The sequence below is a fragment of the Streptomyces cadmiisoli genome, from assembly GCF_003261055.1.
GTDB lineage: Bacteria > Actinomycetota > Actinomycetes > Streptomycetales > Streptomycetaceae > Streptomyces > Streptomyces cadmiisoli.
On the sequence record NZ_CP030073.1, the window covers coordinates 69,125 to 91,741 of the forward strand.

Below are 22,617 nucleotides of genomic sequence, written 5' to 3' on the forward strand. Positions count from 1 at the left end.
CGTGGGAGCCTCCACCGATTACCGATTCGGCGGGGGCTCCCAATTCGTGTCCGAGAGAACTCGGAAATCCTCGAACATTTCCCCATCGGGGGCACCAGCAGCGCTGGCACCTACGACAGGTTGTGCCAGGCGTGGCTACAAGTTCCTCGGCACTCCGCTTCTCTTCGTCGCGTGTCAGCCACAGCGAATGTCGCCAAGAGGACGCGCCAGGACTTCACGTACTCACCGGGGGGAAGATTTATGATCTTCCCCATTTGTTCGAGAATTGGCTCTCGAACAATCAACACTGCCGGGGTCATGGTCGGCTTAACGCCTGATCGCAGGAGTCCTTCACGCGCGTCATTCACCGTTGCATGGGCTTGTATGACGTAGCGAACAACCTCATGCAGCACCGCTTTCTGATCAACCTGCTCCAGCGAAGAGAACCAAGCCACAGCGTCTTCCAGGCTTCGGAGCCCCTGGGCAAACTCGTTGATGATCCGCTCTGATGCTCGCAAAGTGCTCACCTGGGCTCGAAGACAACGTACGGCCTGCTTCTGTCCACCTCTGCATAGTCCGGGCGGTTCGGATTGTAGCTCTGCCAGAAGTCTCTACCACGCCCGCTCCCTTCACCATCGCCTGTTCCCCGCGGAAGTGAATTCTTGACACCGTGACGAGTTCTGGACGGACCGGACAGGATGTAATCCCAGTCGGACGCCGCGTTGGGTGTTCCGTTCGCGCGACTCCCAACCACGATGATTGGCTGCCCGGACTTATTGGCGGCATTCTGGATTCGCTTTGCATCATTCGGGCTGATCCCCGCTTCCGATGCCGTCCGAAGGCCAGGGCCACACCAGCCGTTGGAATTATGAACCAAGACCGGAGTCTGTCCAGCCAGCACATAATACGTGTGCAATCCGTCGATCGTGAGGTTGTATGTTACGGCATGCTGAGTGAAGGGCCTGTTGGCTGTGACGACTACCGTTCGGGCATCGTCCGTGAGGAGCGTCATGCCAGGCTTGAGTTGCTGAGCCTCAACCCACCGTCTCTCGGAGGGTGACCAGAAGGGGTGCTCGTAGGTTGCGGTAAGCTCCTCGATCCCTTGCTCGGTTGTGATGGACAGTTCGTTGAATTTCTTGTCCTCGTCGGTGCGAATGAGCCGAGAGACCTTACGTGGGGCAACCTCACCCGTTTCCGGGTCCGCAGCCAGGACCTTGTCACCGATTCGGACGTTTTCGATGTCCTTCGTTGTGCCGTCGGCCATGAGGACTTCTGTGCCCGCAAGGAAGCATTGTGTGCAGTTTCCCTTGCGACTCTTTGGCAGCTTTCCGAGGCCGGGCCGACCCTTTACACCCCCTTCAAAGATTCCCGCAACCACGTTCTGGGCGAAGAAGTTGAAGAAGAATTTCTTCTCGTCAGGGCATCCAGTGGCATGGCATGCGCTGGTCAGTGCTGCGCTCACTGATACCTGCAGAGACGGCTCTTCAGGATGGTCGGCGTAGATCCAGATCCCGTAGTGACTTTCGCTCAGCTTGCCGTAGAAAAGCTGAGTGAACTGGGCCGTTCCATGCCACTCCGCGGGAATGTGGACACCCGGGAGCAGGGTGATGTAACCGTCCCCGTTCGCGTCCTCATTCTGAAGGCCTTCGTCCTGCCAGGTGATGTTCGTATCTTTGACGTTGGTGTTTGGATATCCGGGGTTTGTGACGCCGTCACCGTTGGTGTCGTTATCGGGGCAGGGCGTGTCGAAGCCGTTGCCCTCTCCGCAGGCGAGACCCATTCCGCTGGGGTCGGGGTATGTTGCCGGGTTTTGCGCTCCGTAGCTGTATCCGTTCAGCGTCTGGTGCAGGTTGAGCTGGAGGAGTGGGTCGACGCTGATGAATTGGCCAGTGCTGGGGTCGTATTCCCGCGCGCCAATGTGGGTGAGGCCTGTTTGGTGGTCGGCTGTCATGCCGAGGAAGGCCTTGTCGTCCGGCCAGACGCCGGTCGTCTGGCCGCGGTTCTTGCCGAAGGGTGTGCTGTAGCGCTTGCTGAGGGCTTGGCTGGCGTCGCCGGTGATGGCAACGGTGCTGGTGCCGTGGTGGTCACCGGCGAGGAAGGTCAGTTTCTCGCTGCCGGTTTCGTTGGTGCGGAGGGCGATGGTGGCGCCGGCTGCGGTGTAGTACCGGTTCGCCCACTTCTTGCCGGTCTTGAGGTGCACCTCTGTGGCGCCGAGGTAGAGGACCGTTTCACCGTCGGTGGCGTTGTCTCGGCGGATGAGGAGTTCGCCGTCGGCGTCGTATAGGTAGTTGGTGGAGGTGGCTGAGGTGCTGTCGGTGAGGCGGGCGAGTTTGCCTTCCTTGTTCCAGTTGAGGGTCTGGGTGGTGGTGGAGCCGTTCTCCTGGACGCGTGTTTCGGTGTTGCCCGTGTCGTCGTAGGTGTACTGCGGGGTGATGCCGGTGCAGTTGCCCGTGGTCGTGGTGGCGGTCAGGGCGTGTGGGCGGGCGGTGTCATAGCAGTGGGTCGTGGTGGCGGAGGTACCGAAGTGCTGTTGTTCGGTCTTTCGCTGGCCTGAAGCGGTGTAGGTGTAGCTGGTCCAGTACGGGGCGGGGCCGCCTAGGTTTGCGGTGGTGCGGCCAGAAGTCGCGCAGTCTGCGGTCTTGGGGGTCCAGGTTTGGCTCAGGCGGCGGTATGCGTCGTAGGTGAAGCACTGGTTGTCGGTGCCGGTGCCGATGTTGGCGGCATCGGTGATGGCCGTGACGTTGCCGGCGGGGTCGTAGGCGTAGGTGAGGTCTTGGACGGGGCCGCGGGTCTGGTCGTCGGTCGCGGCGGCCAGCAGGCGTCCGGTGCCACGTTCGTAGGTGTTGGTGAGGAAGACTCGTTTGGTTCCTTCGGCGGTGGACGTGCCGAGTTGGAGCTGTCCGACCTGTCCGAGTTCGGTGTAGTCGGCAGCGAGCAGGTAGCCGGTGGTGCCGGACAGTTCGGTTTGGAGTCCGGCGCTGTTGTAGCGGTGGGTCAGCAGCTCGGAGGCAAGGCCTGCGGCGGCGGGTTCGCGGGTGGTGGCGACTGAGCCGTCCAGCCGGTAGTCGGTCTGGAAGGTGGTGGTGGGTTCTACCGCTTTTGAGGTCACCAGCGGGTCGTCGGCGGGGAGTGTGAGTGTGGTGGCGGTAGGCCGGTAGCGGTTGTCGTAGGAGGTGACTTGCTTGGTGTAGGCCTTGCCGGTGGTGGTGTTGCCGTTCTCATAGCGGATGGAGGCAGTGGGCTGCCCCTTGAGGACGGTGTCGTATGTCCACGCGGCGAGCTGGTTGGTGTCGGTGCGGCTGGTGTGCCACAGACCGGTCTTGCGGCCGTGTTCGTCGTAGGAGTAGAGGAGTGTGCGGTCCTCGTCGTCCGTGGTGCTGTCGATCTGATCGAGGTCGGTGTAGCTGGTCGTCGTGGTGCCCTTGTCGGGGTCCACGGTCTTCACTGTGCGGCCGAACAGGTCGTAGGTGTAGGACCAGGTGGTGCTGTCCGGGCCGGTGATGGTGTCCGGTTTGCCGTCGCGTGTGTGGGTGTAGCGGACATTGGTGTAGGACGTGCCGGACGCGGCGCCGTAGGCGGTGTCGTTGGGCTGGGTGCCGGCGTAGGTGCGGGTTTCTGTGGTGCGGCCGAGGGGGTCGGTGATGGTGCGGGTTGCGTTGCCGCCGGTGGGGGCGCTGGTGGCGGTCGAGTCGCCGGTGTGGGTGGTGGTCGTTTCCCACTTCTTTGCGCCGTCGACGAGGAATTCCGTAGTGGTGGGTCGTCCGGCGCCGTCGTGCTGGATCTGGGTCTGTGCGCCGCCGCCGTAGGCGGCTTGCGCGTAGGCCCCGCTGGGGCCGCTGGTGGTGTCGTAGATGTCGGCGTAGGTCTCGTACGCGAGTCCGCGGCTGTCGTAGCGGGTGTCGGTCAGGATGCGCCCGCCGAGCGGGGACGGTGCCTGGACCTGGATGGGACGCAGCTGGGCGTCGTAGAGGCTGTAGGTGGTGTCGTAGCTGGTGCCATCCGGTTTGAGGGTTGCTACCGACGTCCAGGGAGCCTCGTTGCGTGTGAGGCCGTAGGCGAACTTGGCGTGGGGGGTATCAGCGGTCTTTGAGCGGCCGGGCAGCCAGGTTGCGGTGATGCGGCCGAGGGCGTCGTAGGTGTGGTCGGTGCGCTTGAGGTTGGCGTCGAGGGTGTAGTTGACGGTGCCCCGGGCCGGGTTGTAGTTGGTGCTGGTCTGGTGGGCCTGTCCGTTGGAGGCGAGCTTCGGGGTGGTGACGACCTGTGTGGCCAGCGGGCCGTCGGCGGCTGGGTAGTAAGTGGTGGTGGTGCGGCCCTTGGCATCTGTGGTGGTCAGCGGTCGGCCGAGCTTGGCGGTGGCGGTGTCGTAGGTGGTGGTGGTGACGGTCTGCCAGCCGGTGGTGGGCAGGGGATTGCGGTCGGCGGTGCCGGAGGCGGCCGGATAGGCCTTGGCTCGGCCGGTCCAGGTTGGCAGGCCCAACGTGGGGATCTGGTCAGGGGACCATCCGGTCGCGGCGGGGTTGTCGTAGACGACGGCGGTGTCGGACAGCACGTCACCGCGGGTGTCCGAGTTGGCGGGGAGGCTGAGCGTGTTGTCGGTGTTCGCGCAGGGTTTTGCGACGGTGCGGGTGCGTGAGACCAGGTTGGTCGGGCCCTTGTCGGGGTCGCGGGCGTACCAGGTGCGGGTGCAGGTTTCGTCACCGCTCGTGGACCAGGCACCGTGGTCCTCGACCGTGTTGGTCGTGCCGTAGGTCGTGTCGTAGGTGTAGGAGGTGGCGGTGGTCCGCCATTTTTGGGCCGTGGTCAGGTAGGTGTGGCTGTAGGTGCGGGCCTTGTTGACGAAGTAGGACTTGATGTGGGCGTACGACTTCTTCTGGCTGGCTGTCTGGTGGGCCCAGGGGTTGTGGACGGCGGTGGAGATGGCGGTGGCGGCACCGTTGTAGGTGATCTCCTGGCGCAGTTGTCCCGCCAGCCAGTCGTGGTCCGTCCAGTCGGCGACGTCGAGGTCGTCGTAGGTGGTCGCGGGGTCATTGTCGGCGACGTTGTCGAGGTCGATGCCCTTGATGACGGCGCTCCGGGTGGTGCCGTCCTTGCGCTTGTCGGCGTTCATGCCCTGCATGAACAGCTTGACGTTCTTGGACCGGGTGGTTCCGGCATCGCCGGCGTAGGTGGTGACTTTCTGGTAGCCGCGCCAGATCGACCAGGTGCGTTCCTTCTCTTTGGTGAAGGGGTCGTCGTTGTAGTGCCAGCCCGGGGTGTCGTAGTCGTAGGACAGCTGGGTGCCGGGGTTGCCCGCGGCAGGGTCGTTGGTGGTGATGGAGGTGACGCGGTACTTGTGGAACCAGTCCAGCTGGGTTTCGCCGCCGTTGATGGCCCAGTAGACCGGGTAGCAGGAGAGGCTGTTGTTGTCTTCGGCCGCTGGCATGTTGCTGCTGCGGACGCACTCCGGTTCGGAGAGAGTCACCGAGGTGATCGCGCCAGTTTCCGAGGTGACCGACACGATGCGCGGACGGGTCAGGGGAACGATGTTGCCGCCGCCGGGCTGGGTACCGCCGGCCACCCGGTTGGGGCGCTGCTGGTACAGGAACTCGATGGCCGGTACGGACAGGGCGGTGCCGTCCTTGCCGGTGCGGGTCAGCGAGGTGAGGGTGAGGACCTGGTCGGAGCTGTTGCCGATGTCCTGCCCGTCGAAGAACTCCTGCTCCAGGGTGTAGCTGTCGACCGGCTTGAAGGCGTCGGGTTCGGCGGCACGTGACCAGAAGTAGGTGTCGATGCCGGTCAGTCGCTTGCGTGTGAAGAAGGTAGGGCCGGTGGACTGGCAGTCCGTGGCGCTGGCTGAGCAGATGGTGTCGAACGGGACGTCAGGCCAGTTGTCCGCGGTGTCGGCGGTCAGTGAGGAGCAGTTGGTGGCGGTGCATCGCTCCTTGTAGGTGAAGGTGATCTTGTCGGAGGCCGGTGCGGTGAACAGGGTGTCGGAGCGCTGGCCGTAGCGGATTTCCTCCAGGCGGCCGCCGCGGGTGTAGGGGGCCAGTGCGGTGGTGTCGCCGTTCTTGGCGTAGTGGTTGTCCTCCGCTGCGTACGAGTAGGTGGAGGCGTTGCCGTGCACGTCGGTGACCTGGTCAAGATTCCAGCGCCATGCCTGGACCTCGGAGCGGTCTTTGAATTCGGTGCCTTTGGAGTAGCCCGGCTCGCCACTGTCGTCGCCGAAGACCGGCACGGTCCACACGGAGTTCGTCCGCTCGCTGCCGGCGCCGGAGAGCTTGTTGAGGCCGAATGTGTAGGTGGTGCCGTCCGAGGTGGTGAGCTGCCAGTACTCGCCGTTTTCGTCGTTGCTGTCACCCCCGGTGAGCCTGACCACCTTGGAGGCGTTGTCGTCCTTGAGGTGCCACGCACCGCTGGTGTCGTCCTGGACGAGTTCGGTGGCGTTGCCGTTCAGCACGAGGGAGGCGTTGTCGTACTTCCAGCACAGGTCGAACTTGTCGGTCTGGCCGTCGTCGTCGCAGGACGTGTACTTGCGTTCGATGTAGGAAGAGGTGATCTCGAAGCCCTCGCCTACCATCGAGCCCTGGTTGTTGGTGTTGGCGGTGCGCCCGTCGATGCTGCCCGAGTCGTACGACAGGGCCAGTGACGGGGCGGGGCCCGCTGCGGCAGGGGGCGTGGTGATGGGGTACGACCAGGTGAACGCCCCGGAGGAGCTGCCCGCCTGCCATGTGGCGGACGCGGACAACGGTGTTGCCTTGAAATCACCGGCGCCTGCAGCGGTCGAGGCGGCCGTGAGTGCCATGACCGTCGGTGTCTTGTCTGCGCTCCCCGCGATGGAGGTGCGGGCGGTGACGGTTTCAGCGTTGATGTTGTTGGTGGCAGCCGTCTCCGCTGCCAGGGTGCGGCACTGCTTCTTGTGCGGGGTGGTCAGTGCGCAGGCGGGCAGGGTGGCCAGGCCTAGTCTGGAGGACCAGTTGCCCCCGACCGCAGAGGCGAAGGTGCTGTAGTCGACTGTGACTTCGGCGGCCCCGGTCTGCTCGGCCTGGAGGGTGAAGAGCACGCCGGTCACGCCGGCTCGTCGTGCTGCTTTCTGGTCCAGGACAGTGACCTTCACCTCGCCTGCGGCGCGCGCACGTGCCTGGCGCGAAGATGCAGCGCCTCCAACGCTGTTCACCGTGACGACGGCGTCACTTTTCGCAGTTCTCGTCAGTCTGTGCTCGGTCGCCGACGGCTTCGGCCACGCGGTGCGGCGCTCAGCACGGGCTGAATCGATCAGCCGCTGGTTGCCTTTGCGATGCTGGGCCGCCCTGTCCCGGGCCGCTTTGGCTCTGGGAGAGGTCACCTCCACCACGCGGGTCGGCTTGACCTCGGGCACATCCGGGCGGCCCGGCATCTCAGCGGCCGCGGCAAGCGGCGTGAGCGGCACGGGAACCGACATGATCGCGGCGAGCAACACGGTCAGCGCCGTACGCCGGCCACGAAGGCGAGGGCGGATCAGGCGAGAAGACACAGCAAGCGCTCCGTAGGAAAGGGCAGCCGGTGCGTGACCGGGCGCCATGGGGTGAGCAGGCAAACTGCAGGCCGTCTGCCGTCCGCTCGGCTGCTGAAGCACGGACAGCACACGGCGGGCGGATCAGTAGCCGACGGTGCTTTCCACCTGGCTTGCGTCCTTCACCGCGCCCGCCCACAGGCGGATGTCGGTGAGCCGGCCGGGCAGGTGATGACTCCAGGCACCGTTCGTCCAGCCCTTGCCTGCGGCGAACTCCCCGCTGCCGACAACAGCTGTGTAGGCCACAGGTTCGCCCTGAGGGCCACTGCCGACATAGAGGGTGATCGTGCGGGTGAGCGCGTCGTAGGCACCGACAAGGCTGACATCGGAGTCCAGGACGGCATCTTCCTCACTGACCACCGATGTGCCACTGCCATCGGCTGTCAGGCGCCCGAAGTACCAGCGGGCCAGCGGTTCAGTCCGCATCACCGGATTGCCTTCGTCGTCGTAGACCGGGTTGCCCTCGTCGTCGAGCGCTGGCTCATCCTTCGTCCCCGTCTTCTCCGTCCAAAGGCTCCACGAAGAGCCGCTCGCGGTGCGCTGGCCCAGTACCTGAGCTTTGTAGCCGTCGGGCTTGTCGAGAAGGCTTCGGGCGGAGACCTCGGCCTTCGTAGCTACGGTGAACGAGCCGGTGTCGGCCACGACGGGGCGGGAGGCGGTTGCCGCTCCCGTCGTGCCGTCGAGGATCAGCGCGTCGCCGTCCAGGGAAGCGCCGGAGGACAGGCTGAGTGTGTTGCCATATCCGCTCAGGTCGGGCAGGGACGTGCCGGTGGCGCCCTCAGGTTTGTACTCGGCTACCAGTTCCATGAACGCCTTTCCGCTGGCGTCCTTCAGGCTGGCCTCGTTCGCGACCTGCAGTTCGTTCTTGACCTCTTGCCATACCTTGATCTCGTCTACGTCACCGGAGAAATGGTCAACGTAGGAGCCTTTGTACTTCACCCGGCCCATCTGCAGTGCACCGTCGGCCGACCAGGCGTTGGTGGTGAGGGTGTCACTGCCCTGCTTGGCACCGTTGACATACAGCGTGAGCGTTTTGGCACCGGTGTCGATGACTGCGGCCAGATGGGTCCACACCTTCGTCTGCGGGGTCTCCAGCGAGTCGACCCGCTGGTTATCCAGCGCGGTGGTGGCGGCGTCGGAGTCGGCCAGACGCAGGCACCACCGGTTACTGCCGGCGCAGTAGCCGAGGAAGAAGGGGCTGTAGTAGGTGCCATCCTGGCCCAGGACCGTCTGAGTGGTGCCGGTAGCGCCCAGTCGCACCCACGCTGCCACCGAGTACGACGCCTGTGTCTCCAGCACCTTCCTGGCCGTCGCGGCATAGGCCTGACCGCCAAGGTTCAGAGCCTTGTCCTGACCGGTCACATTGTTCTCCGTGACAACGCCGCGGCGGCCGGTGTCCACTCGAGAGCCACCGCTGATCGTCGCATCATCGCGGTAGGCCGACTCGGAAGCGGACACGTCCACCGCAGCGCCCCCCGCCTCATTGAACGTCCACCAGCCGACCGGGCCGTCACTCTCACCGACCAGGAAGCGAACGGCATTCCACGCACCCTCATGTCCGACTGCGTCTTTGGCCTGGACGGTCAGAGTGATCGTGCCGGAATCTATCGGTGTAATCGTCTCTGTGACTGTCGCCCCGGTCCTCCAGGGCCGCCACGTACTGTCCGTGGACAGCTTGTACCGGTAGGCGGCATTCACGTCACCGGAAGCCGGCCCGAACCTCACGGTTCCCGGTTCATTGGGCTTACCTGCGAAAGTGCAAGAGCCCGGGATGCAGGCGCTGTACACGGAGGTAAAGGTGATCGTCGGCGGATTGGGCACCGAACTGTCCACTGTGAAGTAGCAGAACGGAGTCCAGCCGCTGGTCAGTTTGTCCTGTCCCCCGTTGTAGTAGGAGCGGGTAACTGCCCGGTACCGGTACTGCCTGCTGTCTGCCAGCTCCGCGTCCCACAGCTTGCTCTGAGCCACCCCGTCACCGACATAGCCGGAAGTCGGCGCCTCTGAGCCTGAACTGGGCTCCTTGGCATCTGACCAGGTGCCGTCGGCAGAGTTCTGCACGTCCAGGTCGAAGTACACCCGCAGCGACGCACCGCTCTGCCCGCCCGAGGCCGTCTGCGGGGTGGCTGCGAGACTTGGCGTGGGGTCCGTCCATATCGTCGGCGCGGATGCGCTCTTGGAGCAGATCTCAGTCGTGCCGCTGTCCAGCCCGTAATCGGTGGGGACTGAGGGCTCGCCCACGTACGTGACCACGATGACCGCGTCGTCGTCGAACCGTTTCCAGGCGATCGGGTCTGACTCGTCCTTCGCCTTCAGCATCAAGGTGAGCGTGGCGAATTTCCCGTCCGCGAACGCCTTGACGGTCGGTGTCAGGTTCTCATCCGCTTCTTCGGGGTTGTCCTGGAACGTGATCGGGGCGCGAGGCTGCGCCGGTTCGCACGCGCCTCCCCGGCCGGCGGACACGTTACGGTCCCCCATCTGGTCCCAGGAGTTGTCGGACTTCGGCCCTCCTGGCCCGGGCCACCGGGAGGACGAGGAGATGCCGTCCGTACGCTCAAGATCGACCCAGCGCGCGTCACACGAGAACGACCACGTCTCCGTGACCTCAAACCGTGCGCCCAGGACGTGCTTGCCCTTCAGACTGCCCGGTGTGAACTCGAAGTACATCCGGTTGGTGTAGGCAGCGCCGGTGGTGCAGTAGTAGATGTAGCCGCCGATCACCGCGGAGCTGCAGCGGCCCACGCTCATGCCATTCGCGCCACCTGAGAAGTTGTAGAAGCTGTCGCCATCGGAGGACAGCACGGTGCGCTCTGACTCGTTCAGCTCAACCGACGGATCGATATACAGTGGGAGTTCCGCGCTCGTCGTAGCCTCGATCAGGTCGCTGTCCGGGGTGACAGTGACAGCGCCTTCACTCAGGTCAACGTCCATCACGGCAGCCTCATCACCCGCACCTGGCCCGGCGAGCGGATCGCCTTCCTCCGCCGGCCCCGCCGGGTGCCCCCCTGTCTCGCTCGGCGTCTCCTCCTGCCCGCCTTGCGCCAGAGGCAGCACGGCAAGGGTCTGTGTCCCCGGGCCGTCGCCTGCGGCAGCGGTTGCAGCATCGCCGGCGGAGTTCCACATACGGGCGGAAGGGGAGCGGAAGACGACCTGGCCGTTGCCGTCCAGCACCTCCAGGCTGCCGACTGCGCCCTCCCGCACACGCAACCCGTCGACGTCCAAGCTGTACTCCAGCGAGCTGAGCTCAGGGTCCTTGGCTGCCGCAAGGGTCTTGACTTCCAGGACCTGCCGGAAGCCCTCCACAGTTGCGGTGAGAATCAGGTTCACATCCGGGCGCACATTCTCGTAGACGGCCCGCTGCCCCTCGATACGCGGCTCCGGCAGATCGCCCGGCCACCCCAAGGTGACCGACTGGCCATCCTCACCGATGGTCACCAAGTCCTCGCCGTCACCGCCAGGCGAGAACGACAAATCCACCGCAGCAGCCTTCGGACCAACCGATCCGTCTGCGCGCCTCACCAACGTCGCATCCGGCTCAGTCCACCCGCCGCCGGGCTTCTCCACACGCACCGGAACGATCGACTTGTTCAGCGTGAACGTTTCACCATCGGGGTTGGCGAAGACCGTCTCCCGTTCGGTGCGCTCGCCCACAACCTCGACCGGCTCACCCGACACCTGAGCCTGCTGCTGCGCCCGCTCCGACGCGGAAAGTGGACCGCTTCCGCTTCCAGCTGCCACTGCCGGCGCAGCGCCCAGCACCGGAACAACGGCGGGTGTCGCCACCAGAACCGCAAGCGCCGTCAGCCACACAAGTCCCGCCCGCCGCCCGCGGATTTCCCGCAACCGCAGCCCCCCATCCCCCACTGCCCCACCCCTTGCCCACAAGATCGCCACAGGTGAGCAAATGACAAAGCATGAACGGGTAACTGTCAAGCAAAATCCGATGCTCCAGCAGTCATTACCGGACCCGCCACTGAAATAGCATCAAACTTCACAAGACAGACTTGAGGAACACCATTCCACTGACGCGTCATCGATCCCGACATCGGGTGCTGAGGGAAGGCCGACCGTCTCTACCGTGGCGCGTGGAGAGCATATCGTGCAGGCTGTCCCGCTTTGGGAAGCGATGCAGGAGGCGTTTCAACTTAAAGGCTGATCCTGGTGGTTGAGGGTGCCCTTCGCACTCCGAACCTCACGTGTCGTTACCGGTGGTCCGGCTCGAGTCGGCGGATGGCGCGAAAGCCTCGGTCCGTAGCTGGACGGGACCGTCGTCGCCGTACTTGAGCCAGTCGTCCACAACCGGCCATCTGGGGTGGTCAAAGACGGACTCATCCAAGTCCTCGTCGTACCCGCGACCACTGGAGGTCAGGGCCCGGGCGAGGGGCCGGAAGCAGACCTCGGGGAGTGCGTCGTAGTGCGACCGACAGGCAGCTGCCGCCCGGGAGCGGGAGGGGAGAGCGGGAGTCTGAACGGCGTGCTCGTGGCAACAGCGCATGGCCCCTCGGGCCGACTCCGGCATCAGACTTTCACGCGGGCTACCGGCCCAAGGCTCGGTCGACGTCGACGGACGACCACCGCTCTCAATTTTCACGCCTTCAAGGATCCTTCTGGCTAAATGTCGTGTCCTGGGGTGTGAGGAGGGTGTTGGCACTATGGTGGACGCTGCCCGTCGGTGCGGACCTTCACTACGAGCCGAAGATGGACGGCCATCGGCTGGTCATGTGGCGTACGGCGCAGACGGTCCGGTTGCAGACCCGGTCCGGGCGGGACGTCACGCCCCAGTGGCTCGACCTGGCGCTCGCAGGGATGCAACTCCCCCGGGCGTGATCCTCGACGGCGAGGGGATCGTGTACGTCTCCGGGCGCATCGACTTCGGCGCCGCGCAGTCCAGGGCGGCCTCGACGCCGGCGCGGGCCCGTGCCCTCGCGGAGCACCACCCGGCGCACTACGCGGTGTTCGACATCCTCAGCCACCCCGACCTGGGAGACACCCGCGGATGGTCCTACGTTAGTCAACGCGCCAGCCAGCAGATCGCCCCGCCCGCCGACAACAGAGAGCAGCACTCTCAATGACCGCCTCGAACCTCTCCGCCGACTGGCTCACCACCTGGCAGCAGGAGATCACCGCCACGCTCGGGACGACGCTTCGCAGCTTCGAGGACACCTTCGGCTATCCGCCAGGCGACAACGAAGTGTTCCTGGCCGATGAGGAGAGCCGAGCTGCGGCAGCACAGCTCAAGGAGGTCGTGGACATGCCCCAAGAGCTGATCAGCCTCTACGCCACGATCGCCGAGCTGTCGCTACCTGATATCGATCACGGATACTTCGTGCACACACCTGCTCAGGTGCTCAACGACATCGACCAGTACGGCCCCGTCCGCGTCACCGCGCACGCCACTGGCGTCGTGTTCGGCAGCGATGGCGGAGGCATCCTGTTCGCCCTCGATAGCCACGGAAGAGTGCACCGGTCCACCACGGCATCCTGGTTCGACGACTTCAAGGTGTCCGCACCAACCCTGATCCACTTCCTCGAACAGCTCCGCCAAGCTGTCACGGCCTTCGCACGCCGCTGAGATCCCTCAACCCATGCCCACAGGTTCCCGCATCGGCAGGGTATTCGGACAGTTCCAATACCCGACTCCACCGTTAGCGATCTACCCGGAGGACGTGATCTCCCATCATCGGGCCTTCATCGCTCGTCGCAGAACCGAGCGACCCAGCGAGGAGTACCGCGAGCTCACCGCCACCGAGTGGGACGAGTTCCTGGCCCATTTCGAACTCCGCAAGGTAGCCCTGGGAACCAGCAGCCGCGACTACGCGACCTCGTGCCAGCATGAAAACGCCTGTGTCAGATGCCCCCTACTTCTCGTGGACCCGGCCCAGATGCCACGTCTGCAGGGGATCCACGCCAACCTCGTCGACCGCCTCCAGGAGGCCCGCGACCAGGGCTGGCTCGGTGAGGTCGCCGCCATCGAGACCACCATGGCCGCCGCCGCGCAGAAGCTGGAGGCCATGCGCGAGCGTGCAACTCAGCCGTCCACGGTCCACCTCGGCATGCCCGACATCCGACGCGACACCGGACGAAGCAGCGTCGCAGACGTTGAGAGATCCTTCCCATCGGATCCTAAGCTTCGCGGATGAGCTACGAAGAGTTGTGCTGGGAACCGATAGCGGCGCTTCCAGAAGGCGAGCCCGAGGCGTCGTTCGGCGGGCGTTGGGAGGACCGGCTCTGGTTGAACGTTCCTGGCCCCTTCTATACCGGAATCGCCGATAACTGTTGGACGGGCCGGCTGCACGCACCGCGTCATGTGCTCTGCGGCGGCGAGTACTTCGGCGAGTACGTGTATCGCCAGCCGGCGACCACGGCCGAGGTCCTGAACCTGGTGACAGCAGCCCAGGAAGATCCGTACCGCGGCTATGCCTGCGACGGCGACAGCCGATGGACACCCGAGGCCGTTCGGGACTGGTGGCGCGACCGTCGGCGGGTCACCGAGTACCTGGAGCCCCTCCTGCCCACATGGTCGTCCAGCGACAGGTCTGACGAGAGGGAAGCCGCAGAGGGGCTGAGGGACTTTGCCGCCTACATCACCGAAGGGCTCGGCGTGGACCTCCGGAAGTACCTCTTCCGGCTTGAAGAGGGCTGCTACCCGAAGACCCCCGGACCATTGCCTGAGCTCCCTTAAGCAATGACGGCCGTGGGGTTCCCGCCCTCATACCTGGACACTCGTGAAGTGGGCGCAGGTGCAAGGCGGCGCGACCTCGATGACTGCGGCCGTGCCACGGCGCGACACGCTCGGATGCTGCCGAGTACCAATGTTTCTGCCCACTACTTTCAGTGACTCGACTGCGATCCGACCTCGCCAGGCCGTCTGGACTAGTTCGGATAAGCTTGCGTTCGTTGCTCGCTCCTCCGGCCGGACCCGGCCCAGCGTGGCCGGTTGGAGGAGATCCGCGACAACCTCGTCGCCCGCATCGCCGAGGCCGAGCGCGAGGGCTGGCTCGGGGAGGTCGAGGGGTTCCGGGTCAGCCTGGCTGAAGCCGAAGACAAACTTGCTCAGATGGGCCGACGAGCTTCCGGCGGCACGGCGATCGACCTCGGCATGCCGCGCATAGCCGCAGCTCAACCCACTCAGGCGGAGGGAACAGCTTCGCTGGCACAATCACTGGATGACCAGCAATGACATCCGGTTCGACTGCCAGCACCGTGGCGACGGCGGCCCGCTCGTGATCGTCCCCCGCATCGACGGAACACCACTCACCGAGCTCGTCGACGGGTTCGAGATCGCCGCCGGGATGCAGCCCGCAGGCGACGCCTACGGCGGTCTGATCCCGGAGTTCTTCCGGTTCGGCCCGATGCAGGATCACTTCCTCGGACTGTCCACCAAGGCGATGGGGCCGAAGACACCCGTTCTCGGTTGCGAATGCGGCGAGTGGGGATGCTGGCCCCTCATGGCCCGCATCACCGCGACGGCCGACTTCGTGATCTGGGACGGCTTTGAGCAACCGCACCGCAAGGCCCGCGACTATGTGGCATTCGGTCCGTTCCAGTTCGACCGTCACCAATACGATGACGCTTTGCAAGCCCTGAGCGCGACGATCGGCTCCGACGTCGACGACACGCGCGCGTGAGCGAGCGCCACCAGTCGCGGCCTGCTGGGCTAAGGGTTGGGGAAGCGGTTCTTGGAAAGATTCGAGACGGAGAGTCTGGCGCTCATGCCTGGCCAGAAGGTGCAGGCCAGGGTCCTCAGCCATCACCCATGGGGTGTGCTCGTTGAGATCGTTGGTTACGAGAACGCTGGTCTGTCGGCCTCTATCGACATGATCCAGCAGTTCTCCCAGACCACGAGCAGCCACGACGAACTACTCGCGCTCTTTCCACCCATCGGTTCACAGATCGATGCAGTGATCCAGCAAATCCACCGCTGGCATCCGCCGGTATCAGTGCGGCTCACCATCCGACCTGCTGACCTGGAGTCGCTGGTCTGGAGCTGCGACTTCTGTGGTGAACCGATCACGTTGGGCCCAGGTGGAGACGCCCTCGTCCTGGACTCGCGCAGCAGCGACGGTCCAGGAAGCCACACCATCATCTCCCACCGGCAGTGCCTGGCCGAGCGCATCCGCCCGGAGAACCGTGGAGAGCGGGCGAGAGCATTGAAGATCGGGAAGATGTGCTGAAGTCGTGAGGCCCGCGCCTACCGGCAGGGATGAGCTCGACAGCTCATTCGGCGGGGCCCGAGCGATAGTTCAGATAAGCCTGCATCCGCTGCCCGGTCCTGCGGGTCAATCCGCAGATGGCCTTCCGTCTGGAGGAGGTCGAGACTGATCTGATCGCACGCCGGGCCCGTGCCGAGGCTGAAAGGCTGGCTCGGCAAGATCGAGGGCATCGATCTGACCTTGACGCTGCTGCGGCAGAAGCATGTCGAAGCGAGGCGGCTGGCCAGCATGCCCCGAACCGTTGACCTGGCCATTCCCCCGGTAGCACGTCGCGCTAGCCAGTAGGGGGATCAGGCACTCAAGCACCCTCCCGCGCAGGGGGCGGAGAGGCTGACGACTGCTGGCCGCGGCTGCTGACGGCTTCGAACAGGCGGACCTGAAGGTGGCATGATCGGCTCCGGTTGGACTTGGCGGTGGGGTGTGACGTGGGCGAATGGCGGACCGATCCGACGTTTGCGATGTGCCGGGCGTTGGTGGACGGGGCAGAACTGTCCTCGTTCGTGGGCGGACGGTTCGACGTTCGGACAGTGGTGGCCACCATCCGGCCCGAAGCCAAGGACGGATTCCTCCTCGACCAAGTCCCGTGGGAGCATTTCCCGCAGGGGGATCGTGTCAGGGAAGCCGTTCACCTGCTGCACACGAACGACTCGCCTGTTCGCACCGGAGCAGGCGTTGTGGATGGAATGTGTGCCAATGACATGCGGGCCGCGACCGTTCTCGCTGTGCCGTTCCTGATCCGCATCGCCGCCGATACCCGCCACCCTTATCGTGCCGGCGCGCTCGCAGAGGCCTCCGCCCCGGCGCGCGCCCGCTACTTCTGCGTGGCCTCCCGCGACGAACTGCTACTCCATCGCGCCGACCTCCAGGACGGCGATCCGTACGACGCCTACGGCGTTGAGGTGACCGGTTACCCTGCGGGCTGGTCGGTCGCCGCCGCCCGAGCAGCGATCACCGCCGACATTGCTCTCTTGCAGCCCCTTCTCGGCGACCCCGACCCGTCGATACGCATCCACGCCGCCTACACACTGGCCGCTGCCGCAGATCCCGACCGAGCGGTCCGTACCTCCTTCCGCGCCCGGTTCGACGCCGAGCAGGACCCGATCGTCTGTGCCGCCTTGGTCCTCGCCACCGCCGAAGCCACCCGAACCCACCCTTACTCGCCGATCACCGCATGGCTGCACGAACAGTGGCGGGACCCGTCACAGGCGCCGGAATCCCGGCTGGCCGCCACGGTCGCCTGGCTCTGCCTCACCGACGAACCCGTCCCCGACGACTTGCGCGCCGCCGTCGATGCCCTCGCCACCGACGAGCGCGCCCACGCCATGGAGGCCCTGCCCTGGATGGCTGCTGCCAGCGGATCCGGCGAAACGGGACTGCACCGCTGCGTACGAAAGATGCTCCACCCCGACCAGCCCGACCCTGAGTATTACGACGACCCATGGGCCCCGCGCCCCTGACGGTGAAAAACCAGCCAGCAGTGCTCGATCCCTAGTGTCGGTGGCCGCGCACGCCGGCTGCGCGGAAAACAGCCCAAGCTCACCGCCAGATTGAACGAGATGCCCTGGTGCAGTTAAGGCAGAAGGTCCGCCACGCGGAAACCGTCGACGCGGCCGTCGTCGGCTACAACGGCACCGCGGTCCGGCCCCGGCACCTGGCCGTGCGACTCCCGGACGGGCGTACGGCCCTCTCGCAGACCCTGACGGCGCCCCTGGCCGCGCACGTCGCCCAGGTCCTCACCGGGGCGGGACCGGCCCGCAGGGCGCGCACCAGCGGCGGAGACGCGTACAACGCGGTCGACGTCGACGCCGTGGTCGAGGTCCTGGCGGGCACGACGCGGCACGCCGTGGTGTTCCCTGTCAAGTTCTTGGGTTCAGCAACGCCGGAGTAGGCCAGTGACAGCAAGTTTCGTCCGAGTGTCCAGATCTGTACACGCATCGGTGCGGCTGCAAGCGGCATTGTCAGAGGCAGTTGGCAAGATCGCGGCTATGACCAGTACTCCGACCACGCCACCACGGCCCTTCGACGTCGCCGGGCTCTTCCCCCAACTGGTACCCCTGGCACGCACCGCTACCCGGTTGCACCCCCGACCTGGGGCGCCGTCGCATCAGGACAGTTCCATCGGTGGACCGCTGTTGTGGCCCGTTGACGAACCGTGGCCGCACTGCGAAGGACCGCATGTGGTGCGCGGGTCCGGTCCGGGCCAGTCTCCGGCAGACGTGAGACTGGAACGGCAGATATGTGCCGTCGCGCGCGGCAGGGCCCTGACCGTACGGGAACGGGAGACTCTGGAACGAATCCGCCCCTCACGGGAGTATCCGCTGAAGCCCACGGTGACCCGCTATGAGGGGCCCATAGCGATGTTGCCCGTCGCGCAGCTGTACGCACGAGACGTACCCGATCTGCACGCGCCGGAAGGTGCAGACCTGCTCCAAGTCCTGTGGTGTCCCTTTGACCACCAGGCGATGCCGCGAACTGCGGTGTTCTGGCGCTCGGCAGCCACTGTCACCGACATCCTCACCACGCCCCCTGAGCCGGCCGTGATGCAGTCCGACGGCTACCTGCCCGAGCCGTGTTTGCTCTACCCGGAGCAGGTCACGGAGTATCCCGACCATCTGGAGCTGAGCAAGGAGCATCGGGAGCGGATCGGGACTTGGACCACATGGCAGACGGTCGTGGCGGATGTGGAGGAGTACGCGTCGTCCGCGGGGGTCTACTACGACCAAGAGCTGGCCAGCGCACCCGGCTGGAAGGTCGGCGGATGGCCCCGCTGGAGCGCCACCGACCCCGTCCCCCGGCTCTGCCCTGCCTGCGGTAGCGACATGGACGCCCTGCTGACCATCGCCTCGTACGAGAGCCTGGCCAACAGCAGCAGCTGGATCCCCGACGAAGCGTGTGAAGACCGCGAACGCACGAGTCCGACCTCCAACGGCATAGGCCCGGAGGGGCAGGAATTGATCGACTTCTTCCGCGCCCAAGGAAGGGAAGTCCAGCTTCGCGGTCACATCCCCGCCAAGGCCCACGCCACCCCCGTCAACGTCAACCCTGCTCCCAGGCAACCAACCGCCATCCAGCTCGCCGACGGCTCCGACCAGCAGCTCTACATCTGCCCGGCAGACCCCGAACACCCCCATGCGGAGATGATGCACTAAGGCGATAATGCGGGGTCTAACGTGCAGTCAGGTGACGGGCGGGCGGAGTGGGACGACGTTGTCGGCGACCGGGATGGCCTGGGGCGAGGTGCTTGTCAACCGCGATCGCTCCTGACGCTTGAACCCACCCAAGCATCAGGGAAGTGGTGACGGTGACGCGGGTCAGGTGACGGCCTGCCGGCCAGCCTCGCGCGCCTGGTCCATCGCCGTGGCGAAGCCCTTGTCACGGCGCCGCCGTTGGTAGATGGCGGGCGTGGTCACGCCGACCGCGGCCGCGAGGACCGTCGTGCCCGGCTTGCTCAGCTCCTCCAAAAACAGCGCCACCCGCGTCGGGGTGAGGCGCGTCTGTCCAGTGTTGCGCGTACGGGGCGGATGCCGCGGCCACGGCGTCGCAGGCCTTCGCGAACGGGTCGTCGCTGCGCCACCCGCTCGTGTGCGCGAAGCCGAGGATGAGCTCGGCCCGGCCGGGCGGTACGCCGAGGGCGAGCAGACGCAGGAAGTCGGCCCGCGCGGTCCGAACGCGTTCCTCGACAGCGTCGGGGTCGCGGCCGGCGAGAGCGATCGTGAGCCGGGTGTCCGTACGCGCTCGGGTCCACACCGCAGGCAGGTCGAGGCCGAGACTCGTCGCCGCAGCGTCGACCGCCTAGCCCTGCCGGAGAGCGGTGATGAGCCGGTCGGCTTGGCGGGCAAAACGGCGCGGGGTCGGTCATACCCGCACCCTACGAGCGGCGTGGCAGTGCGCTGGGCGGAACCGCTGCGCCCCGGCCGGAGAGTCGTCCGGCCCGGGCGTGGCCGGGGCCTCACCGCAGTGGACGCCTGCGGCCTCTGAACGGACCGCTGCGACGTCGCCCTGTCCGGGGGCCCGGGCGGTCTGCACGGCCCGGCGCTTCAGCGGCCGGGCCGGCGCGAAGGCTCCCGACGACGCGCACCCTGGCCTGCGCGCTCATCTGTTGGCGTGGCGTCGGCTCACAGCAGCTCAGCGCCGCCACTCGTAGGCTCCTGGGGAGGTCTGCACAACTTCCTGAGGCCAGGTCGCCCTGACGCGCTGCAGCCGTTCGTTATGGTCATCGGCCCATCCATCAGCCAGACGTACCGGAACCCGGACCGACGTCCCCGTTCTGGCAAAGTCTTCCACCACGACCGCGGCGATCCCGTTCTGGCTGGACGGTTCGAATCGGATCTCGGGGTTGCGTCCGTCGTCCATCCATGCGGCGTCCCGCCCGGCGGCGAGCGTGCGCAGGACCTTTGACCAGCTGTCCAAGTCGTCCGGGGCCAGGCAAACATCCAGGCGTCCCTGGGCGAACCCGCTCGTGACGACGATCTCGGCGTCGAGGAAGTCGTGCCACGGCAGCACCCCGGGCATGTGGCGGCTCAGTACCCGAACCATGAGACTGCTCTCTTCGTCGGCCAGGCAAATGAGATCCACGGTGCTGTCCTCGGCCATCTCCGCTCCCCACGTTCACATCGACTGCCGTCATGATGCACGCGTACCAGCACCCAGGCTCAGACCGCGTTTGAGATCTGGCCAGCCCAAGTTGTGCCGACGCGGTCGCTGTGCTCACTGTCGGCAGATGCCTCGGCAGGTCACCAGTCAGCTGAAGCCAAGTTCGGTGAAGCCACAACCCCCGCGTTCGGCATAGGGCAATGCCTGCCGGGATACGAGACTCGGGGCCTGCCGGAAGTACTGACGGAAGCCCGAGGCCCGGAACTTCAAGTCAAACGCGTGGCCTTCAATGTGCCAAAGCGGACAGGGCGCAAAGTTCGGACGGGCATCATCCGGCACCAGCCGGTGCACCCTGTCGACCTCCAAGTCCACAGCAAAACCCTTGAAGTCGAGGTCGCCCTCAAGGTCGAAGACATCTTCGAAGACGAGTGTCACCGGAGAGACCCAGAACGAAAAATGGGTTGCGGGCGGGACCGGGTGGACCCAGCGGACGATGTAGTCGAGGTCGAAAAGAAGACGCGGCAGGAGGTCGTCGGTCGGCTGGACGGACAAGCCGTGGATGGTGGCGTCATGCCACCCCATCTCTTCGAAATCTGCGTCGCTCCAGGTGCTCTTGGAGAGACCTGACTCCTTGTGGCTGCCGTTGCCCATGCGCGAATCCAACCAGACACCTCGACGGAACCACTCACAGGCCAGGCTTGAACGAGAGTGGACGGGGTCCTGGGCGTGAGGCTGGCCGGCCTCGAGTGAGCCGACGGACCATGATGCCGATCATCGCCCAGCGGATCATGGTCTCTGACCTGGCCGGACTGGTTTCGTAGTCGCGGGCCAGGCGCCGGTGAGAGGTGATCCACGAGAGTGTGCGCTCGACCGCCCACCGCTTCGGCTGGACCTGGAAACCGCGCTGGCCCGGGGCCTTGCGCACAATCTCCAGCTCGCGGCCGAGGACAGCACTGGTCCACTCCACAAGGCGTCCGGCGAAGCCTTGGTCGGCCCAGATCTTCTGCACGCCCGGGTGGTCCAGGCGGGTCCACAGCAACGAACGCTTCGCGCCGTCACGGTCCTGGATGTTCGCTGCGACCACCTGGACCGCCAGAAGCAGGCCGAGGGTGTCGGTGACGATGAACCGTTTGCGGCCCTTCACTTTCTTCCCCGCATCGAACCCTCTGGTTCCCACGGGCACTGTGTCGGCCGACCGAACCGACTGTGAATCGATCAGGCCCGCGCTCGGCTCCGCGTCGCGGCCGTCGGCTTCACGGACCCTGCTGCGCAGGGCGTCATGGATGCGCTCGACAGCGCCGTCGTCGTGCCACCACGTGAAGTACCAGTACACCGTCGGCCACGGTGCGAAATCCTTCGGCAGCTGCCGCCAGGAACACCCGGTCCGCACCACGTAGAAGATCGCGTCGAGGATCCGCCGCCGCGGGTGCTTCTCCCGCCGACCACCCTTCGGGCCCACCCGCGCTGGCGGGAGCAACGGCTCCACCAGTGCCCACTGCTCATCCGTCAGGTCCGACGGATACCCGCCCCCACCACCGCTCACAGTGAGCTCAACGAGCGCCCCAGCAACGAGACACCGCAGATCTCAAACGCCGTCTCACACGGGGCACTGCGTTAGGAGTTCTACAGTAACCCGCCAGGACACACCTGACGGAGCTTACTATTTGCTGTCGATATTAGGGCATGTGTCCTTCGCGTTGAACTTCCCGGGCCTCTTCCAAAGCCTCACTGGAGATGCGCAGCAATTCGCCTTCAAATCGCGAAACCGAAAGGCTGAGGAACTCAATCACTTCCTGTGACGAGTCGGCCAACTGAGGAATCAGGAAGCAAACCTCTCGGAAGAGTTCTATATCCTCGCCATCGGCTTTTCGGAGAATCTCTGGAAGAATATCAAGGATTCTCTTTCTGCAGTATTCAGCCACATCCACCGCGACTCCACCAATAGCTACGTTGAGGCCCGGATGTCTGGCGTTAAGGATCGATTCAAGCACGTCGACAGAGTTTGAACTAAGGCCCCCTCCGGACTCTACGTGCTCCGCTATGATGTCGACACACGGAGCAGCGGCATCATACAGATACCCCTGATTGGCAACCTCACAGTAGAGTACCCCGCGTGCACGGTTTCGCTCCTCTGCATCCATTCCGAGCAGTCGTCCGAGGTGCTTTCGAAGTTGACTCGAGGGAATGCTCAGGGTCGTAAGGGATTCCCAATCCCACTCTTCGGACATTTTCACTGTTCATCACTCTCCCATTTAGTTCCAGGCGCGAACTGATCGCGAGTGGTTCGAATCTCGCAGCGCACGCGGA

Annotated in this window: 19 protein-coding genes; 11 read left to right on the forward strand and 8 right to left on the reverse strand. The window is 65.3% G+C overall.

The window, feature by feature from the left end:
- Positions 1-110: 110 nt before the first annotated feature.
- From DN051_RS47675 to DN051_RS00385, 3 genes are all read right to left on the reverse strand, one after another.
- Positions 111-506 carry a DUF5958 family protein gene (locus DN051_RS47675; protein ID WP_220451579.1) on the reverse strand — a complete coding sequence of 132 codons (396 nt, stop codon included), beginning with the start codon at positions 504-506 and terminating at the stop codon, positions 111-113.
- Entirely contained in the window at positions 503-7,396 is a 6,894-nt protein-coding gene (locus DN051_RS00380) for a polymorphic toxin-type HINT domain-containing protein (RefSeq protein ID WP_112441894.1), read from the reverse strand. Before DN051_RS00380 ends, DN051_RS47675 begins: the two co-directional genes overlap by 4 nt.
- A 195-nt stretch (positions 7,397-7,591) precedes the next feature.
- Entirely contained in the window at positions 7,592-11,347 is a 3,756-nt protein-coding gene (locus DN051_RS00385) for a laminin G domain-containing protein (protein ID WP_246040802.1), read from the reverse strand.
- 801 nt (positions 11,348-12,148) lie between these two features.
- On the opposite strand from DN051_RS00385, the gene DN051_RS00395 reads away from it, so the two are divergent.
- The 11 genes from DN051_RS00395 to DN051_RS46220 all read left to right on the forward strand — a co-directional run bounded on the left by DN051_RS00395 (position 12,149) and on the right by DN051_RS46220 (position 18,866).
- Positions 12,149-12,331 (forward strand): DNA ligase-like domain-containing protein, encoded by a 183-nt coding sequence (locus DN051_RS00395; protein WP_162624728.1) that lies wholly within the window; start codon positions 12,149-12,151, stop codon positions 12,329-12,331.
- The gene (locus tag DN051_RS00400) at positions 12,328-12,576 is read left to right on the forward strand and encodes a DNA ligase-like domain-containing protein (RefSeq protein WP_112437545.1); all 249 of its coding nucleotides are present in this window, start codon (positions 12,328-12,330) and stop codon (positions 12,574-12,576) included. Before DN051_RS00395 ends, DN051_RS00400 begins: the two co-directional genes overlap by 4 nt.
- Complete coding sequence (locus DN051_RS00405; protein ID WP_112437546.1) at positions 12,573-13,076, forward strand: hypothetical protein; 504 nt, start codon at positions 12,573-12,575, stop codon at positions 13,074-13,076. The genes DN051_RS00400 and DN051_RS00405 overlap by 4 nt, the downstream gene beginning before the upstream one ends.
- A 13-nt stretch (positions 13,077-13,089) precedes the next feature.
- Positions 13,090-13,644, forward strand: coding sequence for an integrase (locus DN051_RS44690; protein WP_162624729.1), 555 nt, complete (start codon positions 13,090-13,092; stop codon positions 13,642-13,644).
- Positions 13,641-14,186: a hypothetical protein gene (locus DN051_RS00410; RefSeq protein WP_112437547.1), complete on the forward strand. Its 546-nt coding sequence runs from the start codon at positions 13,641-13,643 to the stop codon at positions 14,184-14,186. The genes DN051_RS44690 and DN051_RS00410 overlap by 4 nt, the downstream gene beginning before the upstream one ends.
- 255 nt (positions 14,187-14,441) lie before the next feature.
- Entirely contained in the window at positions 14,442-14,684 is a 243-nt protein-coding gene (locus DN051_RS45700; RefSeq protein ID WP_199315031.1) for a hypothetical protein, read from the forward strand.
- Positions 14,671-15,132, forward strand: coding sequence for a hypothetical protein (locus DN051_RS00420; RefSeq protein ID WP_112437548.1), 462 nt, complete (start codon positions 14,671-14,673; stop codon positions 15,130-15,132). Before DN051_RS45700 ends, DN051_RS00420 begins: the two co-directional genes overlap by 14 nt.
- An 84-nt stretch (positions 15,133-15,216) precedes the next feature.
- Positions 15,217-15,678 carry a hypothetical protein gene (locus DN051_RS00425; RefSeq protein WP_246040801.1) on the forward strand — a complete coding sequence of 154 codons (462 nt, stop codon included), beginning with the start codon at positions 15,217-15,219 and terminating at the stop codon, positions 15,676-15,678.
- A gap of 464 nt (positions 15,679-16,142) precedes the next feature.
- A complete protein-coding gene (locus DN051_RS00435; protein WP_112441899.1) occupies positions 16,143-17,174 on the forward strand; it encodes a hypothetical protein in 1,032 nt (343 codons plus the stop codon).
- A gap of 107 nt (positions 17,175-17,281) precedes the next feature.
- Entirely contained in the window at positions 17,282-17,605 is a 324-nt protein-coding gene (locus DN051_RS00440) for a hypothetical protein (RefSeq protein WP_112437549.1), read from the forward strand.
- Between the two features lie 574 nt (positions 17,606-18,179).
- The gene (locus DN051_RS46220; RefSeq protein ID WP_246040800.1) at positions 18,180-18,866 is read left to right on the forward strand and encodes a hypothetical protein; all 687 of its coding nucleotides are present in this window, start codon (positions 18,180-18,182) and stop codon (positions 18,864-18,866) included.
- Positions 18,867-19,028: 162 nt separating this feature from the next.
- Here the strand turns inward: DN051_RS46220 and DN051_RS44695 are convergent, their stop codons facing one another.
- The 5 genes from DN051_RS44695 to DN051_RS44700 all read right to left on the reverse strand — a co-directional run bounded on the left by DN051_RS44695 (position 19,029) and on the right by DN051_RS44700 (position 22,538).
- Positions 19,029-19,190 carry a hypothetical protein gene (locus DN051_RS44695; RefSeq protein WP_162624730.1) on the reverse strand — a complete coding sequence of 54 codons (162 nt, stop codon included), beginning with the start codon at positions 19,188-19,190 and terminating at the stop codon, positions 19,029-19,031.
- A 652-nt stretch (positions 19,191-19,842) separates the two neighbouring features.
- The gene (locus DN051_RS00450) at positions 19,843-20,310 is read right to left on the reverse strand and encodes a DUF5959 family protein (RefSeq protein WP_112437551.1); all 468 of its coding nucleotides are present in this window, start codon (positions 20,308-20,310) and stop codon (positions 19,843-19,845) included.
- Between the two features lie 147 nt (positions 20,311-20,457).
- On the reverse strand, positions 20,458-20,961 hold the full coding sequence (locus DN051_RS00455) for a hypothetical protein (protein ID WP_112437552.1): 504 nt from the start codon (positions 20,959-20,961) through the stop codon (positions 20,458-20,460).
- A gap of 34 nt (positions 20,962-20,995) precedes the next feature.
- Positions 20,996-21,853: an IS5 family transposase gene (locus tag DN051_RS00460; protein ID WP_112437553.1), complete on the reverse strand. Its 858-nt coding sequence runs from the start codon at positions 21,851-21,853 to the stop codon at positions 20,996-20,998.
- A 133-nt stretch (positions 21,854-21,986) separates the two neighbouring features.
- Positions 21,987-22,538, reverse strand: a complete 552-nt coding sequence (locus DN051_RS44700) for a hypothetical protein (RefSeq protein WP_162624731.1) — start codon at positions 22,536-22,538, stop codon at positions 21,987-21,989.
- Positions 22,539-22,617: the final 79 nt, after the last annotated feature.

Bases quoted from the DNA above. Each gene is read 5' to 3' on its own strand.
- DN051_RS00380 (WP_112441894.1), bottom strand. From the start codon at position 7,396: ATGTCGGTTCCCGTGCCGCTCACGCCGCTTGCCGCGGCCGCTGAGATG.
- DN051_RS00405 (WP_112437546.1), top strand. From the start codon at position 12,573: ATGACCGCCTCGAACCTCTCCGCCGACTGGCTCACCACCTGGCAGCAG.
- DN051_RS44690 (WP_162624729.1), top strand. From the start codon at position 13,090: ATGCCCACAGGTTCCCGCATCGGCAGGGTATTCGGACAGTTCCAATAC.
- DN051_RS00410 (WP_112437547.1), top strand. From the start codon at position 13,641: ATGAGCTACGAAGAGTTGTGCTGGGAACCGATAGCGGCGCTTCCAGAA.
- DN051_RS00420 (WP_112437548.1), top strand. From the start codon at position 14,671: ATGACCAGCAATGACATCCGGTTCGACTGCCAGCACCGTGGCGACGGC.
- DN051_RS00425 (WP_246040801.1), top strand. From the start codon at position 15,217: ATGCCTGGCCAGAAGGTGCAGGCCAGGGTCCTCAGCCATCACCCATGG.
- DN051_RS46220 (WP_246040800.1), top strand. From the start codon at position 18,180: ATGCCGCGAACTGCGGTGTTCTGGCGCTCGGCAGCCACTGTCACCGAC.
- DN051_RS00450 (WP_112437551.1), bottom strand. From the start codon at position 20,310: ATGGCCGAGGACAGCACCGTGGATCTCATTTGCCTGGCCGACGAAGAG.
- DN051_RS00455 (WP_112437552.1), bottom strand. From the start codon at position 20,961: ATGGGCAACGGCAGCCACAAGGAGTCAGGTCTCTCCAAGAGCACCTGG.
- DN051_RS44700 (WP_162624731.1), bottom strand. From the start codon at position 22,538: ATGTCCGAAGAGTGGGATTGGGAATCCCTTACGACCCTGAGCATTCCC.